The 15,617-nt window shown below is 68.1% G+C and carries 19 protein-coding genes; 15 read left to right on the top strand and 4 right to left on the bottom strand.

Annotated elements, in window-relative coordinates; genetic code table 11:
* Nucleotides 1-309 precede the first annotated feature (309 nt).
* The 4 genes from ACQP1O_RS25020 (at nucleotide 310) to ACQP1O_RS25005 (ending at nucleotide 1,575) form a co-directional block, all read left to right on the top strand.
* Nucleotides 310-786: a TetR/AcrR family transcriptional regulator gene (locus ACQP1O_RS25020; RefSeq protein ID WP_433560908.1), complete on the top strand. Its 477-nt coding sequence runs from the start codon at nucleotides 310-312 to the stop codon at nucleotides 784-786.
* Nucleotides 787-896: 110 nt separating this feature from the next.
* Complete coding sequence (locus tag ACQP1O_RS25015; RefSeq protein WP_433568021.1) at nucleotides 897-1,208, top strand: hypothetical protein; 312 nt, start codon at nucleotides 897-899, stop codon at nucleotides 1,206-1,208.
* Nucleotides 1,121-1,321 (top strand): cytochrome P450, encoded by a 201-nt coding sequence (locus tag ACQP1O_RS25010; protein ID WP_433567779.1) that lies wholly within the window; start codon nucleotides 1,121-1,123, stop codon nucleotides 1,319-1,321. The genes ACQP1O_RS25015 and ACQP1O_RS25010 overlap by 88 nt, the downstream gene beginning before the upstream one ends.
* Nucleotides 1,315-1,575: a cytochrome P450 gene (locus ACQP1O_RS25005; RefSeq protein WP_433567778.1), complete on the top strand. Its 261-nt coding sequence runs from the start codon at nucleotides 1,315-1,317 to the stop codon at nucleotides 1,573-1,575. Before ACQP1O_RS25010 ends, ACQP1O_RS25005 begins: the two co-directional genes overlap by 7 nt.
* Before the next feature lie 118 nt (nucleotides 1,576-1,693).
* Here ACQP1O_RS25005 and ACQP1O_RS25000 read toward each other — a convergent pair whose 3' ends face one another.
* The gene (locus ACQP1O_RS25000; RefSeq protein ID WP_433560907.1) at nucleotides 1,694-2,020 is read right to left on the bottom strand and encodes a winged helix-turn-helix transcriptional regulator; all 327 of its coding nucleotides are present in this window, start codon (nucleotides 2,018-2,020) and stop codon (nucleotides 1,694-1,696) included.
* A 109-nt stretch (nucleotides 2,021-2,129) separates the two neighbouring features.
* Here ACQP1O_RS25000 and ACQP1O_RS24995 point away from each other — a divergent pair, with 109 nt between their 5' ends.
* Together ACQP1O_RS24995 and ACQP1O_RS24990 are read left to right on the top strand one after the other, a co-directional pair.
* Nucleotides 2,130-3,008: an alpha/beta hydrolase gene (locus ACQP1O_RS24995; RefSeq protein WP_433560906.1), complete on the top strand. Its 879-nt coding sequence runs from the start codon at nucleotides 2,130-2,132 to the stop codon at nucleotides 3,006-3,008.
* Nucleotides 3,009-3,018: 10 nt separating this feature from the next.
* Nucleotides 3,019-4,035, top strand: a complete 1,017-nt coding sequence (locus ACQP1O_RS24990; protein WP_433560905.1) for a YncE family protein — start codon at nucleotides 3,019-3,021, stop codon at nucleotides 4,033-4,035.
* Here the strand turns inward: ACQP1O_RS24990 and mqo are convergent.
* Nucleotides 3,966-5,444 (bottom strand): malate dehydrogenase (quinone), encoded by a 1,479-nt coding sequence (mqo, locus tag ACQP1O_RS24985; protein WP_433560904.1) that lies wholly within the window; start codon nucleotides 5,442-5,444, stop codon nucleotides 3,966-3,968. The two genes, ACQP1O_RS24990 and mqo, sit on opposite strands and share 70 nt — an antisense overlap.
* A gap of 92 nt (nucleotides 5,445-5,536) precedes the next feature.
* Here mqo and ACQP1O_RS24980 point away from each other — a divergent pair, with 92 nt between their 5' ends.
* A complete protein-coding gene (locus tag ACQP1O_RS24980) occupies nucleotides 5,537-6,490 on the top strand; it encodes a LysR family transcriptional regulator (protein ID WP_433560903.1) in 954 nt (317 codons plus the stop codon).
* Here ACQP1O_RS24980 and ACQP1O_RS24975 read toward each other — a convergent pair.
* Nucleotides 6,456-7,808: an FAD-binding oxidoreductase gene (locus ACQP1O_RS24975; RefSeq protein WP_433560902.1), complete on the bottom strand. Its 1,353-nt coding sequence runs from the start codon at nucleotides 7,806-7,808 to the stop codon at nucleotides 6,456-6,458. The genes ACQP1O_RS24980 and ACQP1O_RS24975 overlap by 35 nt on opposite strands.
* 24 nt (nucleotides 7,809-7,832) lie before the next feature.
* Nucleotides 7,833-8,297, bottom strand: coding sequence for an NUDIX hydrolase (locus ACQP1O_RS24970; protein WP_433560901.1), 465 nt, complete (start codon nucleotides 8,295-8,297; stop codon nucleotides 7,833-7,835).
* Nucleotides 8,298-8,515: 218 nt separating this feature from the next.
* Between ACQP1O_RS24970 and ACQP1O_RS24965 the strand changes: the two genes are divergently transcribed.
* From ACQP1O_RS24965 to ACQP1O_RS24930, 8 genes are all read left to right on the top strand, one after another.
* Nucleotides 8,516-9,187, top strand: coding sequence for an NAD(P)H-binding protein (locus ACQP1O_RS24965; RefSeq protein ID WP_433560900.1), 672 nt, complete (start codon nucleotides 8,516-8,518; stop codon nucleotides 9,185-9,187).
* Nucleotides 9,188-9,303: 116 nt separating this feature from the next.
* Nucleotides 9,304-10,539, top strand: a complete 1,236-nt coding sequence (locus tag ACQP1O_RS24960; protein ID WP_433560899.1) for an AAA family ATPase — start codon at nucleotides 9,304-9,306, stop codon at nucleotides 10,537-10,539.
* Between the two features lie 26 nt (nucleotides 10,540-10,565).
* Nucleotides 10,566-11,540: a DUF58 domain-containing protein gene (locus ACQP1O_RS24955; RefSeq protein ID WP_433560898.1), complete on the top strand. Its 975-nt coding sequence runs from the start codon at nucleotides 10,566-10,568 to the stop codon at nucleotides 11,538-11,540.
* Between the two features lie 17 nt (nucleotides 11,541-11,557).
* Nucleotides 11,558-12,562, top strand: a complete 1,005-nt coding sequence (locus tag ACQP1O_RS24950) for a VWA domain-containing protein (protein ID WP_433567777.1) — start codon at nucleotides 11,558-11,560, stop codon at nucleotides 12,560-12,562.
* Between the two features lie 49 nt (nucleotides 12,563-12,611).
* Nucleotides 12,612-13,331: a 3-oxoacyl-ACP reductase FabG1 gene (gene fabG1 / locus ACQP1O_RS24945; RefSeq protein WP_433560897.1), complete on the top strand. Its 720-nt coding sequence runs from the start codon at nucleotides 12,612-12,614 to the stop codon at nucleotides 13,329-13,331.
* Nucleotides 13,332-13,407: 76 nt separating this feature from the next.
* Nucleotides 13,408-14,247: an NADH-dependent enoyl-ACP reductase InhA gene (gene inhA, locus ACQP1O_RS24940; protein WP_433560896.1), complete on the top strand. Its 840-nt coding sequence runs from the start codon at nucleotides 13,408-13,410 to the stop codon at nucleotides 14,245-14,247.
* A 115-nt stretch (nucleotides 14,248-14,362) separates the two neighbouring features.
* Nucleotides 14,363-15,370 (top strand): ferrochelatase, encoded by a 1,008-nt coding sequence (locus tag ACQP1O_RS24935; RefSeq protein WP_433567776.1) that lies wholly within the window; start codon nucleotides 14,363-14,365, stop codon nucleotides 15,368-15,370.
* Between the two features lie 10 nt (nucleotides 15,371-15,380).
* Nucleotides 15,381-15,614 carry a hypothetical protein gene (locus ACQP1O_RS24930; protein WP_433560895.1) on the top strand — a complete coding sequence of 78 codons (234 nt, stop codon included), beginning with the start codon at nucleotides 15,381-15,383 and terminating at the stop codon, nucleotides 15,612-15,614.
* Nucleotides 15,615-15,617 lie beyond the last annotated feature (3 nt).

The raw sequence follows: 15,617 nt of genomic DNA, 5'->3' as shown, positions 1-15,617 counted from the left end.
CACTCCAGTCATACATGCGCACGTTGTCGAGCGTCTCGGCACCTGGCCTGACCTGCGAAACGAATGTTTCTCTGTGGCGGTTCGGCTGGTGGCGTGACCTGGCGACACGCCGGAAGCCGCCCCCTCGCCGACTGGACCGATCGGCGATGAGTGGACAGCCAGCGAATAGTCCGCAACCCTTGGTTTCGCTCCGCCGGAGCAGTGGCCGCTCAAATCACTGGAACACCCTTGTGTTGAATATTGGTGTTCCATGCTGACGGCGTGGCCTCGCTTAGCGCTCGTCGCTATGAATCGCCGCTCCGTCGGGAGATGGCGGCTCGGACGCGACAGGTGGTCCTCGAGGTCGCGACCCGGTCGTTCGTCGAGCGGGGGTGGGAGGGGACCTCGATGCGGGACATCGCGCGGCAGGCGGGGTGCTCGGTGGAGACCGTCTATGCGAGCGTGGTTAACAAGACCGCGCTGTTGAAGACGGTGCTCGATGTCGCCGTCGGCAGCGACGACGTCCAGGTGTCCCTCGGTGATCGGCCATGGTTCGGCGTGGGGGAGGGCGGTCTCGCCGAGCGGGTCACCGTGCTCGCCGGCACCGCGGCCGCCATCTACCGCCGGACCGCCGAACTGCGGCGCGTGCTCGACATCGCGGCGCAGACCAGTGCGGAACTGCGCGAACTGGATACGAAAGTTCCTGCGGACGAACGGATTTCGATAACCGCGATCGTGTCCGCGGCGGCGCGGCGACCGCTGACCGACCTCGAGGCCGACTCGCTGCAATCGGTGTTCAGCAAATGAGATCTACCGGCTCCTCACCGCGGTCGCGGGGTGGAGCCATGACCAGTACCGGCAGTGGGCGGCCGCGGCGATAGTGCGGCTGCTCGACCTTCACGAGGAGCAGCAACGCCATGACCGCCGACACCGGCCTCGCCGGACCCGCGGATACCCGAGTCACGCGAATCGTCCATTCGGCCCTGCTGCGCGACCTCGAGCAGGCGGGCGCCACCCTCACCGACTGGCGGACCAGCGAATTCACATCCTTGAAGACCACACCGGGCGGCAAGCAGGAAATCACCACCGCCGCCGCGGTGCTGCAGCGCGAGTGCCGTGGCCGACCCCGGCGAACCGCCGGATCGATCGCGCCCAGCGGCGCATTCATGACGTCTACGACGAGACCATTGCGGGGCGGCGATCCGCGGCCGATCCGGGCACCGATCTGATCGGCCGCCTCATCGCCGCACGCGATAGCGCGGATGCCTTGTCCTACAGCGAAATTCGCGATCAGGTGAAGCTGTTCCTGTTCGCCGGGCACGACACCACGCCACTCTGCTGACATCCGCGCGGCATCTGCTGGGCCGAGACCCGGGGGCGCAGGCCCTGGTGCGGGAGGAGCCCGTCCAGTGTCCGGTGCCGTCACCGACCGCCGATGACATTGCGGCACTGACCTATACGACCATGGTGGTGACTGAAGCCGCCCGGCTCTACCCTCCCGCGACGTATATCGCTCGCTGGGCGCGGCGCGGGCCAGCGCGATCGGCGGCTGTCGGGTGCCGGCAGGCGCCGATGTCACCGGGGCGCCGCGGGTGATCCACCACCGGAAGGACCTGTGGCCGAACCAGTTCCACTTCGAATCCCGACGGTTCGCCCCCGGCAGCGAGGAGCGGCGCGGTCCTGATTCGGATGGGTCGATCGCCGGGGCGGTGGCTCAGGGGTGTTCGGTGGCCCAGGCGCAGATGGCGGCCAAGGGTGTTTCGAGGGACTTGCCGAGCTCGGTGAGCGAGTACTCGATGTGCTGTGGGGCGGTTTCCTTGTACACGTGGCGTTCGACCAGGCCGTCGGATTCCATGCCGCGCAGGGTTTCGGTGAGGACCTTCTGGGTGATGCCGGGCAGGCGGCGGCGCAGCGCGGTGGGGCGTTGCGGTCCGTCGAGTAGTGCGTAGATGAGCAGGATGCGCCATTTCGCGGCGAGGCGTTCGAGGGCCTGCCGGGTCGTGCAGGATTCCTCGAACACGTCCGGGATGACCGCTGCCATGTCGCCTCCATTCGGAAGGGCACCGCGAAGTGCCTTCTATCGGTGGCGGGGGTCCGCGCCTACCGTCTGTCTCACCGTAATGCGAGGAATTCGAGGACGAGGGCACGAGATGACAGTCAGCACAGTTCCGTTCACGGTCACCCGGGACGGGGATCAGCTGGTGGGCACGCTGTACCTGCCGGAGGGGACACCGACGGGCGTTGTGGTCACGACCGGGCCGTTGACCTCCGTCAAGGAGCAGGCGGCGGGCGTGTACGCGGAGGCGCTGGCGCGACGCGGGTTCGCGGCGCTGGCCTTCGATCACCGCACGTTCGGTGAGAGCGAGGGTGTGCCACGGCAATTGGAGGATCCGCTGGGCAAGGCCGCCGATATCGCGGCAGCGGTGTCGGCGTTGCAGGATGATGAGCGGTTCGCGGGCAAGACCGTGGTCGCGCTGGGCGTGTGCGCCGGCGGCGGGTACATGGCGCGGGCCGTCGCCGATGATCCGCGCATCCGGGCTTTCGCCGGTGTCGCCGGGGTCTACCCGGATGCGGCCGCCGATCCGGCGGATCCGGCGGTGGCCGAGCGGGGACACCGGGCCCGGGAACGCCGGCTGGCCACCGGTGAGGTCGAGACCATCCCGGCCGTGGCGGCCGACAACGGGGATGTCGCCATGCCGCTGCGGGAGGCGTTCGAGTACTACGGCACCCCGCGCGGTGCGGTCCCCAACTATACGAATGGTTTCGCGGTCGAATCCTTCGAGCACACGGCCGGTTTCGACGCCCAGGAGGCTGCCGCGCGACTGACGGTTCCCTTCCTGCTCGTGCACTCCGAGAATGCGTTGGTCCCGCCCTGGGCCCGCAAGTTCTATGCTGCGGTGGCATCCCCGAAATCGGAGTTGTGGCTGGACTCGGTCGGTCAGATCGACTTCTACGACGATCCCCGTCTGATCGAGCCCGCCGCCGACGCGGCCGCCGCGCTGTTCCGCGACGTCTGCCGAGTCCCATGAGGTGAGCCGGATGTGGTCGAGACGGGTGAGGTGGGCGCTGGCCGGGGTCATGGTGGCGGCGGCCTGCTCCGCTACCCAGGGTCCGGCCACGACCGGCGGACAGCTGCCGCTGCACAGGGTCGCGGAGGTCGCCTTGACCGGGGGCTCCGGCCGATTCGACTATGCGAGCCTGGATTCCGCCCGTGGGCTGATGTTCCTGGCGCACATGGGGGCCGGTGAGATCGTCGAGGTCGATGTCCGGGCACACACCGTGGTTCGGACTATCCCCGACGCGCCCGATGTGCACGGGGTGCTGGTCGTCCCCGGGAAGCATCGCCTCTACGCCACCGTGACGGGCCGCGATCAGGTCGTGGCACTGGACGAGGACAGCGGGACGGTGCTGTTCACCGCCCCGACCGGCGCCTATCCCGACGGACTGGCCTACGACCCGGTGCGGAACGCGGTGTGGACCACCAATGAGCGGGCGGGCAGCGAGACGGTCGTCGATGCGGACGGCGGAATCGTCCGCGGCACCGTCGCGCTGGGCGGGGAGGTGGGCAATGTCGTCTACGACGCCCCGGTCGATCGGATGGTGGTCGCGGTGCAGGGCCGCGGCGAGCTCGCCGTCATCACACCGGATTCGCTGACTGTCACCGATCGCATCCCCACGCCCGGATGTTCGGGGCCACATGGTCAGGCATTGGATGCAAGCGCGCAGGTCGTGTACGTCGGATGCGAGGACAACGCGACGCTCATCACGGTGGATCTTGCGAAACGTGCAGTGACCGACCACAACAGCGTGGGGGAGACGCCCGATGTTCTCGCCTACGATCCGGGTCCGCAACGGGTGTATGTGGCCAGTGAGAGCGGGTGGGTGAGCGTCTTCGATCGGCGGGACGGACATCCGAAACCGGCCGGGGCCGCGCACCTCGCGGACAGCGCGCACATCGTGGTCGTCGATCCCGCCGATCATCACAGCTACTTCCCGATCGCGATCGGGACCTCGGGCAGCGCGCCCGCGCTCTGGGAGTTCGAGCCGTCGTCATAGCCGGGCATGAGCTCCCGCAGCGTCGATTCCCACTGCGAATGCTGTTGCGGGAAGCACCGGTTCAACAGCTCGGCCATGATGGCCGGCGCGGTCGAGGCACCGGGCGACGCGCCCAGCAGTCCGGCGATGGTGCCGTCCGCGCCGGTGACCAGCTCGGTGCCCATGGTCAGCACGCCGAGGCGGTCGGGGTCGGGTTTGATCAGTTGGGCGCGCTGACCGGCCTGCACCAGGTACCAGTCGGCGGGGTCGGCCTCGGGGTAGAACCGTTGCAGCTGTGCGAATTTGCGGCGGCGTGTCGAGAGCAGTTCGTGAATCAGATAGCGCACCAGCGGCAGGTTCTGGAGGCCCGCGGCCACCAGCGCCACGATATTCGAGACCCGCAGGGTGGTGAACAGATCGGTGAGCCTGCCGCGCTGGAGCAGCCGCGTACTGAACGTGGCGTAGGGGCCGAACAGCAGCGACGGTTCGCCGTCGACGATGCGTTTGTCCAAGTGCGGCACGGACATCGGGGGAGCGCCGACCAGCGCCTGGCTGTAGACCTTCGCCTCGTGCCTGGACACGACGTCGGGGTTGTCGGTGCGCAGGAACTGCGCGCCGACCGGGAACACCCCGTAACCGCGGACCTCGGGAATCCGTGCCTTCTGGAGCAGCTTCAGGGCGTAGCCGCCCGCCCCGACGAACACGAAACGTGCGCGGATGGTGAAGCGCTGCTTGCTGTTCCGATCGCGTCCGGTCACCGTCCAGATGCCGTCGTCGCCGCGCCGCAGCCCGGTGACCTCGTGTCCGGTGCGCAGCTGACGGCCCGCACCGGTCATGGCCTCCACCAGGGATGCGGTGAGCGCTCCGAAATCGACATCGGTGCCGCCCTCGTGCCGGGTGGCCGCCACCGGCTCACCCGGTTCACGCCCCGCCATCAGCAGGGGAGCCCACCGCGCGATCACGGCCGGATCCTCGCTGTACTCCATCGCCGAGAACGCGGGCAGCGCCCGGAGCGTCTCGAAACGCCGGCGCAGGTATGTCACATCCCGCTCGCCGAACACCACATCCATGTGCGGCGTCGCGGTGACGAAGGTCGTATCCGGCAGCATGCCCCGATCCGCGAGGCCCGCCCAGAGCTGCCGCGACAGCGCGAACATGGACGCGATGTCGGCTGATCTGCTCGGATCGCCCGGATCCGGCATGTAGTTGAGTTCGCAGAACCCCGAGTGTCCCGTGCCCGCGTTGTTCCACGGACCCGAGCTCTCCGCCGCGACCCGATCGAGCCGTTCCAGCAGGACCATCGACCAATCCGGTTGCAGCGCCGCGATCATCGCGCCGAGTGTGGCGGACATGATCCCGCCCCCGATCAGTACGACATCGAGAATTGCTGTGTCCGTGTGGGATTCGGTGCTGTCGGCGTGCGTGTCCATCTGACTGACCTCCTCGGCTGCTGGTACCGGTAATCGTCACGCCGCGACCATTCATCCGTCCAATGTTCATTTCGAACGATTATGATCCGAATATGGATGGATTGCCGTCTGCCCAGGTCGAGGCCCTGATTCCGCTGCTCGCGGCGTTCGACGCGGCCGCGTCCGAGGGGCACGTCACACGCGCGGCGCAGCGGCTCGGCGTGCCGCAGTCGTCGTTGAGCCGCCGGTTGAAAGCGGTCGAGCAGGCCGTCGGGGTGAAGTTGTTCCAGCCGGTCGGTCGCCGAGTCGCGCTCACCGCCGCGGGCCAGGAGCTGTTCGACCGCACGCGCGGACTGGTCCAGGCCCTCGGCGACGCGGTCGACGTGGTCCGCAGCGACGCCGATCCGGACAGCGGCCTGGTCCGCTTCGGCTTCCCCTTCACCCTGGGTCCGGTCAGCATCCCGTCACTGCTGGCCGACTTCCACGCCGGCGCACCCCGCATCCGCCTGAGTCTTGTGCAGGCGCACGGCACCGCCCTGGTCGAGATGGTCCGCGAGGGTCGTCTCGATCTGGCCGTCACCATCCCCGCGCCCGACGACCTGCCCGCGATCATCCTCGGGTTCCAGCGTCTGCACCTGTATGTCGCGAACACCCATCCGCTCGCGACCCGTGGGCTGGTCGATCTCGCCGAACTCGCCGACGAGCCGTTCATCGCCAATCCGCCGACCTACCACCTGCGCCGGCTCGTCGACTCCTGGTGCGCCGACGCCGGATTCGCCCCGAATGTCGGCTTCGAGATCACCGAGTTCGAAACCCTGCGCGCCCTGGTCGCCCAGAACCTCGGCATCGCGGTGCTCCCGGCCCCGGAGACCCCGCATCCCGGCCTCACGCGTGTCCCCCTGGCCGGGGAGCGGGAGCGGAGCATCGGCCTGGTCTCGGGCAACCACCGCCCGACGCCCGCCGTGGCGCGCCTGCGCGATCATGTTGCGGCGCATGCCATGTCGTACCTCGAGCATGCACGCGAGGCCGTGGTCAGGAGTCGTTGGGAAGCGGATTTCCCGGGTTGACGTCGAGCACCTTGCCGGGGTTGAGCAGCCCCAGCGGGTCGAGCGCCCGCTTCACCGCCGCCATCAGATCCACCGCAGCGCCGTGCTCTTCACGCAAATACTTCTTCTTGGCCAACCCGATCCCGTGCTCACCGGTGGCGGTGCCGCCGACCTCGAGCGCATGTCGCACCACCAGATCCGAGAACTGCTGCGCCGCCTCGTATTCGGCCTCGGTATAGGGAACGATGGTGTGAACGTTCCCGTCCCCGATATGCCCCGCGACGGTGATGTTCAGCCCGAGTTCGGCCCCCAGCCGGGTGGCGGTCTCCACGGCCCCCGCGATCCGCGAATAGGGCACGGCGGTATCGGTGATCATGAACCGGCAGCCGGGATTGCTCGCCTTGACCGCGAAGTAGAGATTGTGCCGATCCTCCCAGAGCGCATGCCGATCTCCGTGCGTGCGTGCGGTCGCCACCTCGATCGCATCGTGAGCGGCGGCGATCCGCCCGATCTCCTGCTCATTGGCCGCGACGGCCGCGGACGAACCGGATTCGATATCGATGAACAGGGCGGGCGTCTCGGCGTACGCGGTTCCGCGGAACGTGTTGATGGCCGCCATGCTCGGCGCGTCCACCAGTTCCAGCCGGCTCACCGGCAGCGCCGCGCCCAGCACCTCGACCGCGGTGTCCACGGCATCGGCCACCGTCGGGAACGAAATGCGCAGCGAGTGAATCCATTCCGGAATCGGATGCAGCTCGACGGTCAGCTCGGTGATGATCCCGAGCGTGCCCGCCGACCCGATGAGCAGGTCCTTCAGGTCGTATCCGCTCGAGGATTTGCGCACCGCGCGCCCGATCCGGGTGACGGTGCCGTCGGCGAACACCGCCTGCAACGCGAGCACATTGGCCCGCATGCCGCCGTAACGGACGGTGGTGGTGCCGCTGGCATTGGTGGCCGCCATCCCGCCCAGTGACGCGTCGGCACCGGGATCCACCGTGAACTGCAGCCCGAATTCGGCGGCCGCCGCATTGAGCCGGGTCCGGCTGACACCGGGTTGCACGGTGGCGGTGAAGTCGCCGGGGGAGATGTCGAGGATTTTGTCGGCCTGGGTGAAATCCAGGATCAGCTCGTCACCCCGGGCCAGGAGATGCCCTTCCAGGCTGGTCCCGGCCCCACGGGCGATCAACGGCGTGCGATGCTCCCGGGCCCAGTCGACCACGGTCACCACGTCCTCGGTGGTGACCGGATAGACCACGCCGCGGGGACGCTGCCCCGCCCGGCCGGTCTCGTCGACAGTGAACTGGTCGAGGACCACCGGACGAGTGTCGATCTCGAGCATGTGGTCCTCCGCAGCGGCGAGTGGCTACTCCTGGTACGTCATGAGAATACGGCGGATCGACGGGGTGACCGGCAGTTCGCCACTGAGCGGGACCCACCGGTATTCGGCGTAGTTCGTGACCCGCACCGGCCCCGCGCTCGCCACCGAGGCCGCGAAATGTTCTCTACGGACCCGCTTTCCGGCACTGGAGAGGTAGTCGAAGCTGCCGAGGTGGCGCGCGATGTCGACCACCGCGAGCCCGGTCTCCTCCCGCACCGCCCGTACCACCGCGCCGGCCAGCGACTCGCCCGGGCGGACCACCGTTCCGGGCAGGTGTAGCGGACTGCGTCCTTCGACGTGCTCCTCGTGCTCGAGCATCAGCACCGCGTCATTGTGTTCGACAACCACTCCCACCCGTAGCGCGACCCCGTCGGCGGCCGCCCGCTCCCGGAGTTCTTCCAGCACTGTCTCGCCGATGGATTGCCTGGGCGAAACCTCGAAATCCCACACGTCACACACCATCCCGTATCACCGGACACCGTCGACCGATACCGACAACGCTACCGGCGCAGAAGCGGTCGGCGGCAGAGACATTCGCAAGATTAGACGAGATTAGACGCATCTCCGCTCGGCGCATCGGTGCTCCGGAAACTTTCTGGTACCGATCGAATCGTTCCACCGGTCCGATGGAAAGCTGGGGGTGTGCCCGCCTACGAGAGGAGTCACCGATGAAGGTATTCCAGATCGGAGCGGCCGGCGGCATCGGACGCCGTCTGTCGACGCTGCTGACCGCGCGCGGTGACGCGGTCACCGGCATGCACCGCAACCCGGACCAGGCGGCGGTGGTCGCCGCGACCGGCGCGACCCCGGTGGCCGGAGACCTGATCACCGATACGGTGGACGAACTCGCCGCCAAATTCCACGGCCACGACGCCATCGTCTTCTCCGCGGGCGCGCACGGCACCGGGATGGACCAGACCTCGCTGATCGATGGCAGGGGACTGGAAAAGTCGGCCGATGCTGCCCGATTTGCCGGTGTTGCCCGTTTTGTTCTGGTGTCCGTGTTCCCCGATGCGGGTCGCGATCTCAACACAACGCCCGCCTTCGAGCACTACATGCGCGTGAAGAAGATGGCCGACGCCTACCTCGTCGCCACCGACCTCGACTGGCTCATCGTGCGTCCCGGCACACTGCGCAACGAACCCGGAAAAGGCCTGGTCACAGCCGGACTGGCGATCGAATACGGCGACGTCCACCGCGACGACGTCGCCGCCTTCATCAACATCGCCCTGCACCGTCCCGCGCTCAACCGCGTGATCATCGAACTGACCGACGGTCACACCCCCGTGGCCGATGCCGTCGAACTGGTCCTCGACCACGCCACCACGGCCAGGAAATAGCCGAAAGCCACATTTCACGACCGAAATTCGCGCCGCGACCGCATCCGGGTGCGGCAATCGCGCGAGATACCTGGAATAGTTGGGGCGGAACGCACAGGACCAAGGCGAAAGCGGGGATGTTGGTGACTTCGACTGACGGTGTGAGCGGGGTAAGCACGGTGAAGGATGCACCGCCGCCCTCGCCTCCGAACACCCTCGAGCGCGATGTCCAGACCCTGGAAAAGGCGATCTACGAAGTCAAGCGGGTGATCGTCGGTCAGGATCGGCTGGTCGAGCGGCTGTTGGTCGGTGTGCTCGCCAAGGGGCACGTCCTGCTGGAGGGCGTGCCGGGTATCGCCAAGACCCTGGCCGTCGAGACCTTCGCGAAGGTGGTGGGCGGCAGCTTCTCGCGCGTGCAGTTCACCCCGGACCTGGTGCCCACCGACCTCGTGGGCACCCGTATCTACCGGCAGGGCCGGGAGGAGTTCGACACCGAGCTGGGCCCGGTGGTCGCCAACTTCGTGCTCGCCGACGAGATCAACCGCGCGCCCGCCAAGGTGCAGTCCGCACTGCTCGAGGTGATGGCCGAGCGGCACGTGTCGATCGGCGGCAAGACCTACCCGATGCCGAATCCATTCCTGGTCATGGCGACCCAGAACCCGATCGAGTCGGAGGGCGTGTACCCGCTGCCCGAGGCGCAGCGCGACCGCTTCCTGTTCAAGGTCATGGTGGACTACCCCTCCGTCGAGGAGGAGCGCGAGATCATCTACCGGATGGGTGTCACCCCGCCGGAGGCCAAGCGGGTGCTCGATCCGGAGGAACTGGTCCGGCTGCAGAGCGTGGCCGCCAATACGTTCGTCCACCACGCGCTGGTCGACTACGTGGTCCGCGTGATCGCCGCGACGCGCAAGCCCGGCGACTTCGGCATGCAGGACGTGGCCGGCTGGATCTCCTACGGCGCCTCGCCGCGCGCCTCGCTCGGCATCATCGCCGCCGCCCGCGCGGTCGCGCTGATCCGCGGCCGCGACTACGTGGTCCCGCAGGATGTCGTCGAGGTGATCCCGGACGTGCTGCGCCACCGCCTGGTGCTGTCCTACGACGCCCTCGCCGACGAGGTCAGCCCCGACGATGTGATCAAGCGCGTGCTGCAGACCGTCGGCCTGCCGCAGGTCGCCGCCCAGGCCAATGCCCCGGCCGGCGCCCCCGCCGCCCCGATGCCCGCCCCGGCCCAGCCGCCGGTGATGGGTCCGCACGGCGCCCCGCAGCAGCACGGCGTGCCCGCCCAGGGCATTCCGCAGCCGCCGCAGCAGGGTATTCCGCAGCCCCCCAACGGTCAGGTGTCCGGCGTTCCCGGTCAGCCCCAGCCGAAGTGAGGCCGGTTTCGGAATCGATTGCGCCCGTGACGATCTCACCTCCCAGCGGCTCCACGCACGCCCCGCCCTCGTTCCGGCAGGGGCAGCTGACCGACCCGCGGTTGTCGGCGGCGTTGAAGACGCTCGAACTCACCGTGCGCCGGCGCCTGGACGGCGTGCTGCACGGTGACCACCTGGGCCTGATCCCCGGCCCCGGCTCCGAACCCGGCGATGCCCGCATGTATCAGCCGGGTGACGATGTGCGGCAGATGGATTGGTCGGTCACCGCCCGCACCACCCATCCGCACGTGCGGCAGATGATCGCCGACCGCGAGCTGGAGACCTGGCTGGTCATCGACCTGTCGGCCAGTGTCGACTTCGGTACCGCGCTGTGCGAGAAGCGGGATCTGGTGGTCGCCGCGGCGGCCGCGGTCACGCATCTGACCAGTGGCGGCGGCAACCGGATCGGCGCGGTGGTGGCCAATGGCCAGCAGCTGATCCGCATTCCGGCCCGCAGCGGCCGCGTGCACGAGCAGGCGATGCTGCGCAAGATCGCGACCACCCCGCACGCCCCCGACGGGGTGCGTGGTGATCTGCGCGAGGCCATCGAGGCCCTGCGCCGCCCGCAGCGCAAACGCGGTCTGGCCGTGGTCGTCTCCGATTTCCTCGGGGACATCGACTGGCAGCGTTCGCTGCGCGCCATCTCCGGCCGCCACGACCTGCTCGGCGTCGAGGTGCTCGACCCGCGCGATCTGGAACTGCCGGACGTCGGCGATGTGGTCCTGCACGACCCGGAGTCGGGCCGGACCCGGGAATTCAGTGTGACCCCCACGCTCCGTGCCGATTTCGCGCGCGCCGCACAGCGTCATCGCGACCAGGTCGAGCAGGCGCTGCGCAGCTGCGGTGCGCCGGTGATGACCCTGCGCACCGATCGCGACTGGATTGCGGACGTGGTCAGATTCGTGTCGACCCGGCGCCACACCTTCGGCGCCCCGACTGCCGGGCGGGTGCCGCGACAGTGAGCATTGGCAATGTCACTTTGAGCCTTTCGCATTTCACGGCGCAGTACTGGCTGGGATTCCTGGCCGTGCTGGCCGCGATCGCGCTGATCTACATCCTGATCCAGCAGCGGCGGCGAAAGCACATGCTGCGCTTCGCCAATATGGATCTGCTGGAGAGGGTCGCACCCTCGCAACCCAAGCCGTGGCGGCACATCCCGGTGGCGCTCACCCTGGTGGGCCTGATCTTCCTGACCTTCGCCGCCGCCGGTCCGACCGCGGCCAAGAAGGTGCCGCGCAACCGGGCCACGGTCATTCTGGTGATCGACGTGTCGCTGTCCATGGAGGCGACCGACGTGCCGCCCAGCCGAATTCAGGTGGCCAAGAAGGCCGCCAAGGAGTTCGCGGACAATCTGACGCCAGGGATCAACCTGGGCCTGGTCACCTTCGCCGGGACCGCGTCGGTGCAGGTGTCGCCGACGACCAACCGGGAAGCGGTCAAGGCGGCCATCGACAATATGAAGCTGGCCGAGCGCACCGCCACCGGCGAGGGCATTCTTACTGCCCTGCAGTCGATCGACACGCTGGCGTCGGTGCTGGGCGGCGCGGAGAAGCCGCCACCGGCCCAGATCGTGATGATGTCCGACGGTAAACAGACCGTTCCGGACGACAAGGATGTCGAGAACCCTCGCCACGGCTTCACCGCCGCGCGGCTGGCGAAGGAGAAAGGCATTCCGGTGTCGACGATTTCGTTCGGCACCACCTGGGGCACGGTCGAGATTCCGGATCAGGACGGCAAGGGTTCGCAGCGGGTGCGGGTGCCGGTGGACGACGATTCGCTGCGCGAGATCGCGAAGTTGTCCGGCGGCGAGTTCTTCACCGCCTCCACGCTGGAGGAACTCAAGAATGTCTACGGCCATTTGGAAGAGCAGATCGGCTACGAGACCACCATGGGCGACGCCAGCCGCCCCTGGCTGTTGCTCGGCCTGCTGGTGACCGCTGGTGGCGTGCTCACCGCCCTGCTCTATCGTCAGCGTCTGCCGTAAATCGGTACCGCGCGCCGAGTCCCGAACACGAACAGATAGGTTTGCCCTTATGTCGAACATCACATCCCGATCGGTACTGGTGACCGGCGGTAACCGCGGCATCGGTCTCGCGGTCGCTCAGCGCCTGCTCGCCGACGGACACAAGGTCGCCGTCACCCACCGTGGGTCCGGTGTGCCGGAAGGTCTTTTCGGTGTGAAATGCGATGTGACCGATAGTGAGTCGGTCGATCGCGCGTTCTCGGAGGTGGAGGCGCACCAGGGTCCGGTCGAGGTCGTCGTCGCCAATGCGGGCATCGTGGACAATGTCCTGTTCATGCGCATGAGCGAGGAGTCGTTCTCGAAGGTCATCGACGCCAACCTGACCGGTGCGTGGCGAGTCGCCCAGCGCGCCAATCGCAATATGCTCAAGAACCGCTTCGGCCGCATCGTCTTCCTCGGCTCGGTGGTCGGCCAGATGGGTTCGCCCGCACAGGTCAGCTACGCGGCATCGAAGTCCGGTCTGGTCGGTATGGCGCGCGCCATCACCCGTGAGGTCGGCAAGCGCAACATCACCGCGAATGTGGTCGCGCCCGGTCTGATCGACACCGACATGACCCGCGAGGACATGACCGAGGAGATGCGCAAGTCCGTGCTCGACTTCATCCCCGCAGGCCGCATGGGCCAGGTCGAGGATGTCGCGGCGGCGATCAGCTTCCTCGTCTCCGACGACGCCTCCTACATCTCCGGTGCGATCATCCCCGTCGACGGCGGTATGGGCATGGGCCACTGAGCCTTTCGCTCAGAGACCTGCCCTGACCAGAAACCTCAACCCCAGCATTTTCATAACGAGGAGAACCGACCAACCCATGGGTGGATTGCTCGACGGCAAAACCGTCCTCATCACCGGCATCATCACCGATTCGTCCATCGCCTTCCACGCGGCCGCGGTCGCGCAGGAGCAGGGCGCGAAGGTGATCATCACCGGTATCCCGGAGCGCCTGCGGCTCATCGACCGCATCGCCAAGCGCCTGCCGCAGGAGGTCCCCCCGGCCATCGGCCTGGACGTGACCAATGAGGAGAACCTGGCCGAGCTCGCCGACAAGGTCCGCGAGCTGGCGCCCGAGGGTATCGACGGTGTGCTGCACTCGATCGCGTTCGCGCCGCGCACCCTGATGGGCCCGGAGGCCCTGCCGTTCCTGGACGGCCCCGGTGCCGACGCCGCCAAGGCGTTCGAGATCTCGGCGTGGTCCTACGCCTCGCTGGCCCGCGCCGTGCTGCCGGTCATGAACGAGGGCGGCTCCATCGTGGGCATGGACTTCGATCCGCGCACCGCGATGCCGTACTACAACTGGATGGGTGTGGCCAAGGCCGCGCTCGAGTCGGTGAACCGGTACGTGGCGCGAGAGGTGGGCGAGGCCAAGAAGGTTCGCTCCAACCTGATCGCGGCCGGCCCGATCAAGACCCTCGCCGCCAAGGCCATCGCGGGCACCGCCACCGATGACGCCAAGCAGCTGAACATGCTCAACACCTACTGGGACGGCGCGTCCCCGATCGGCTGGGATGTCGACGACCCGACGGTCGTCGCCAAGTCTGTGGTGACCCTGCTGTCGGATTGGCTGCCGGGCACCACCGGTTCGATCATCTACGTCGACGGCGGCGCCAGCCACAACACCTGGTTCCCCGCGGACGGCTTCGGCGCGAACTGAAGCGCTGAGACTCGAGCATCGAAGGAGGAGAGCAGTGGCTGCGGAGCCCACGGCTCGTGAAGTGGACGCCCTGCTACTGCTGTCCTTCGGCGGTCCCGAGCGCCCCGAGGACGTGATGCCGTTCCTGGAGAACGTCACTCGGGGCCGGGGCGTGCCACCGGAGCGCCTCGCCGAAGTCGCGCAGCACTATCTGCACTTCGGCGGGGTGTCGCCGATCAATGCCCTGAACCTCGACATCATCAAGTCCATCGAGGCCGAATTCGCCACGCGCGGTATCGATCTGCCGGTGTACTTCGGCAACCGCAACTGGCATCCGATGGTCGAGGAGACCGTCGAGCGCATGCGCGCGGACGGTGTCCGGTCCGCGCTGGTTTTCCCGACCTCGGCGTGGGGCGGGTACTCCGGCTGCCTGCAGTACCACGAGGACATCGTGCGCGCCCGGGCCGCGGTCGCCGACGCGCCCGAATTGGTGAAGCTGCGCCAGTATTTCGACCATCCGCTGTTGATCGAGGCCTTCGCGGACTCGATCCGCGCGGCCGTCGCGGAACTGCCGGCCGGCAAACGCGAGTCCGCCCGCCTGGTCTTCACCGCCCACTCGGTGCCGGTCTCGGCCGATGTCGCCTCCGGCCCGCCCGCCGAGCAGCACCTCTACAGCCGCCAGGTCGCCGAGGCGGCCCGATTGTGCTCTGCCGCAACCGGATTCGACGACTACGACCTGGTGTGGCAGTCGCGTTCCGGCCCGCCGCAGATCCCGTGGCTGGACCCCGACATCGTCGACCACCTCGATGCCCTCGCCGAACGCGGCGTGGACGCGGTCGTGGTGTGCCCGGTCGGTTTCGTCTCCGATCACCTCGAGGTCATCTGGGACCTCGACAACGAGGCGAAGGAGCGGGCTGCCGAACTGGGCATGGCCTTCGCCCGCGCCGCCACACCCGGCCCGGACCCCCGCTATGCGCACATGGTCGCCGACCTGGTGGACGAGTACCGCACTGCCGCTGCCCCGGCCCGCCTGAGCGAGATCACCGCCCTGGGCTGCACCGTCAACGGCGTGCCCTGCGTCGTCGGCTGCTGTGCGCTCCCGCCGCGCCGCCCCGCGGTGGCACCGGCGGCCGCCGAATTGTAGTCTCGCCCAGGTGACTACACCCGGACGCGGAACCCCGCAACGCCGTCAGCCCGCCTCGAGCGGTGCCGCCGCCCGCAAGCAGCGCACCTTCGGCCCGCCGGACATGTTCGTCTGGGCGCCGGTCCTGACGCTGTTCCTCGCCGCCGGTATCGTCGGCACCATCGGCCAGTCCATCGGCTTCGCCGCCGCCTTCGTCGGTGTCGCGGTGATCATGCTGATAGCCGATATGTGGTTCAACCGCTGACAC

This window comes from Nocardia sp. CA-151230 (genome assembly GCF_050942175.1).
Taxonomy (GTDB): domain Bacteria; phylum Actinomycetota; class Actinomycetes; order Mycobacteriales; family Mycobacteriaceae; genus Nocardia.
The sequence above is the reverse complement of the archived record's forward strand: the minus strand, read 5'-3'. Positions and strand labels throughout refer to the sequence as shown.

Excerpts from the sequence above, each read along its gene's own strand:
- ACQP1O_RS24995 (WP_433560906.1), top strand. The coding sequence starts at position 2,130 with ATGACAGTCAGCACAGTTCCGTTCACGGTCACCCGGGACGGGGATCAG.
- ACQP1O_RS24975 (WP_433560902.1), bottom strand. The coding sequence starts at position 7,808 with ATGCTCGAGATCGACACTCGTCCGGTGGTCCTCGACCAGTTCACTGTC.
- mqo (WP_433560904.1), bottom strand. The coding sequence starts at position 5,444 with ATGGACACGCACGCCGACAGCACCGAATCCCACACGGACACAGCAATT.
- ACQP1O_RS24960 (WP_433560899.1), top strand. The coding sequence starts at position 9,304 with ATGTTGGTGACTTCGACTGACGGTGTGAGCGGGGTAAGCACGGTGAAG.
- ACQP1O_RS25015 (WP_433568021.1), top strand. The coding sequence starts at position 897 with ATGACCGCCGACACCGGCCTCGCCGGACCCGCGGATACCCGAGTCACG.
- ACQP1O_RS25020 (WP_433560908.1), top strand. The coding sequence starts at position 310 with ATGGCGGCTCGGACGCGACAGGTGGTCCTCGAGGTCGCGACCCGGTCG.
- inhA (WP_433560896.1), top strand. The coding sequence starts at position 13,408 with ATGGGTGGATTGCTCGACGGCAAAACCGTCCTCATCACCGGCATCATC.
- ACQP1O_RS24965 (WP_433560900.1), top strand. The coding sequence starts at position 8,516 with ATGAAGGTATTCCAGATCGGAGCGGCCGGCGGCATCGGACGCCGTCTG.
- ACQP1O_RS24990 (WP_433560905.1), top strand. The coding sequence starts at position 3,019 with ATGTGGTCGAGACGGGTGAGGTGGGCGCTGGCCGGGGTCATGGTGGCG.
- ACQP1O_RS25000 (WP_433560907.1), bottom strand. The coding sequence starts at position 2,020 with ATGGCAGCGGTCATCCCGGACGTGTTCGAGGAATCCTGCACGACCCGG.
- ACQP1O_RS24980 (WP_433560903.1), top strand. The coding sequence starts at position 5,537 with ATGGATGGATTGCCGTCTGCCCAGGTCGAGGCCCTGATTCCGCTGCTC.
- ACQP1O_RS24935 (WP_433567776.1), top strand. The coding sequence starts at position 14,363 with ATGCCGTTCCTGGAGAACGTCACTCGGGGCCGGGGCGTGCCACCGGAG.
- fabG1 (WP_433560897.1), top strand. The coding sequence starts at position 12,612 with ATGTCGAACATCACATCCCGATCGGTACTGGTGACCGGCGGTAACCGC.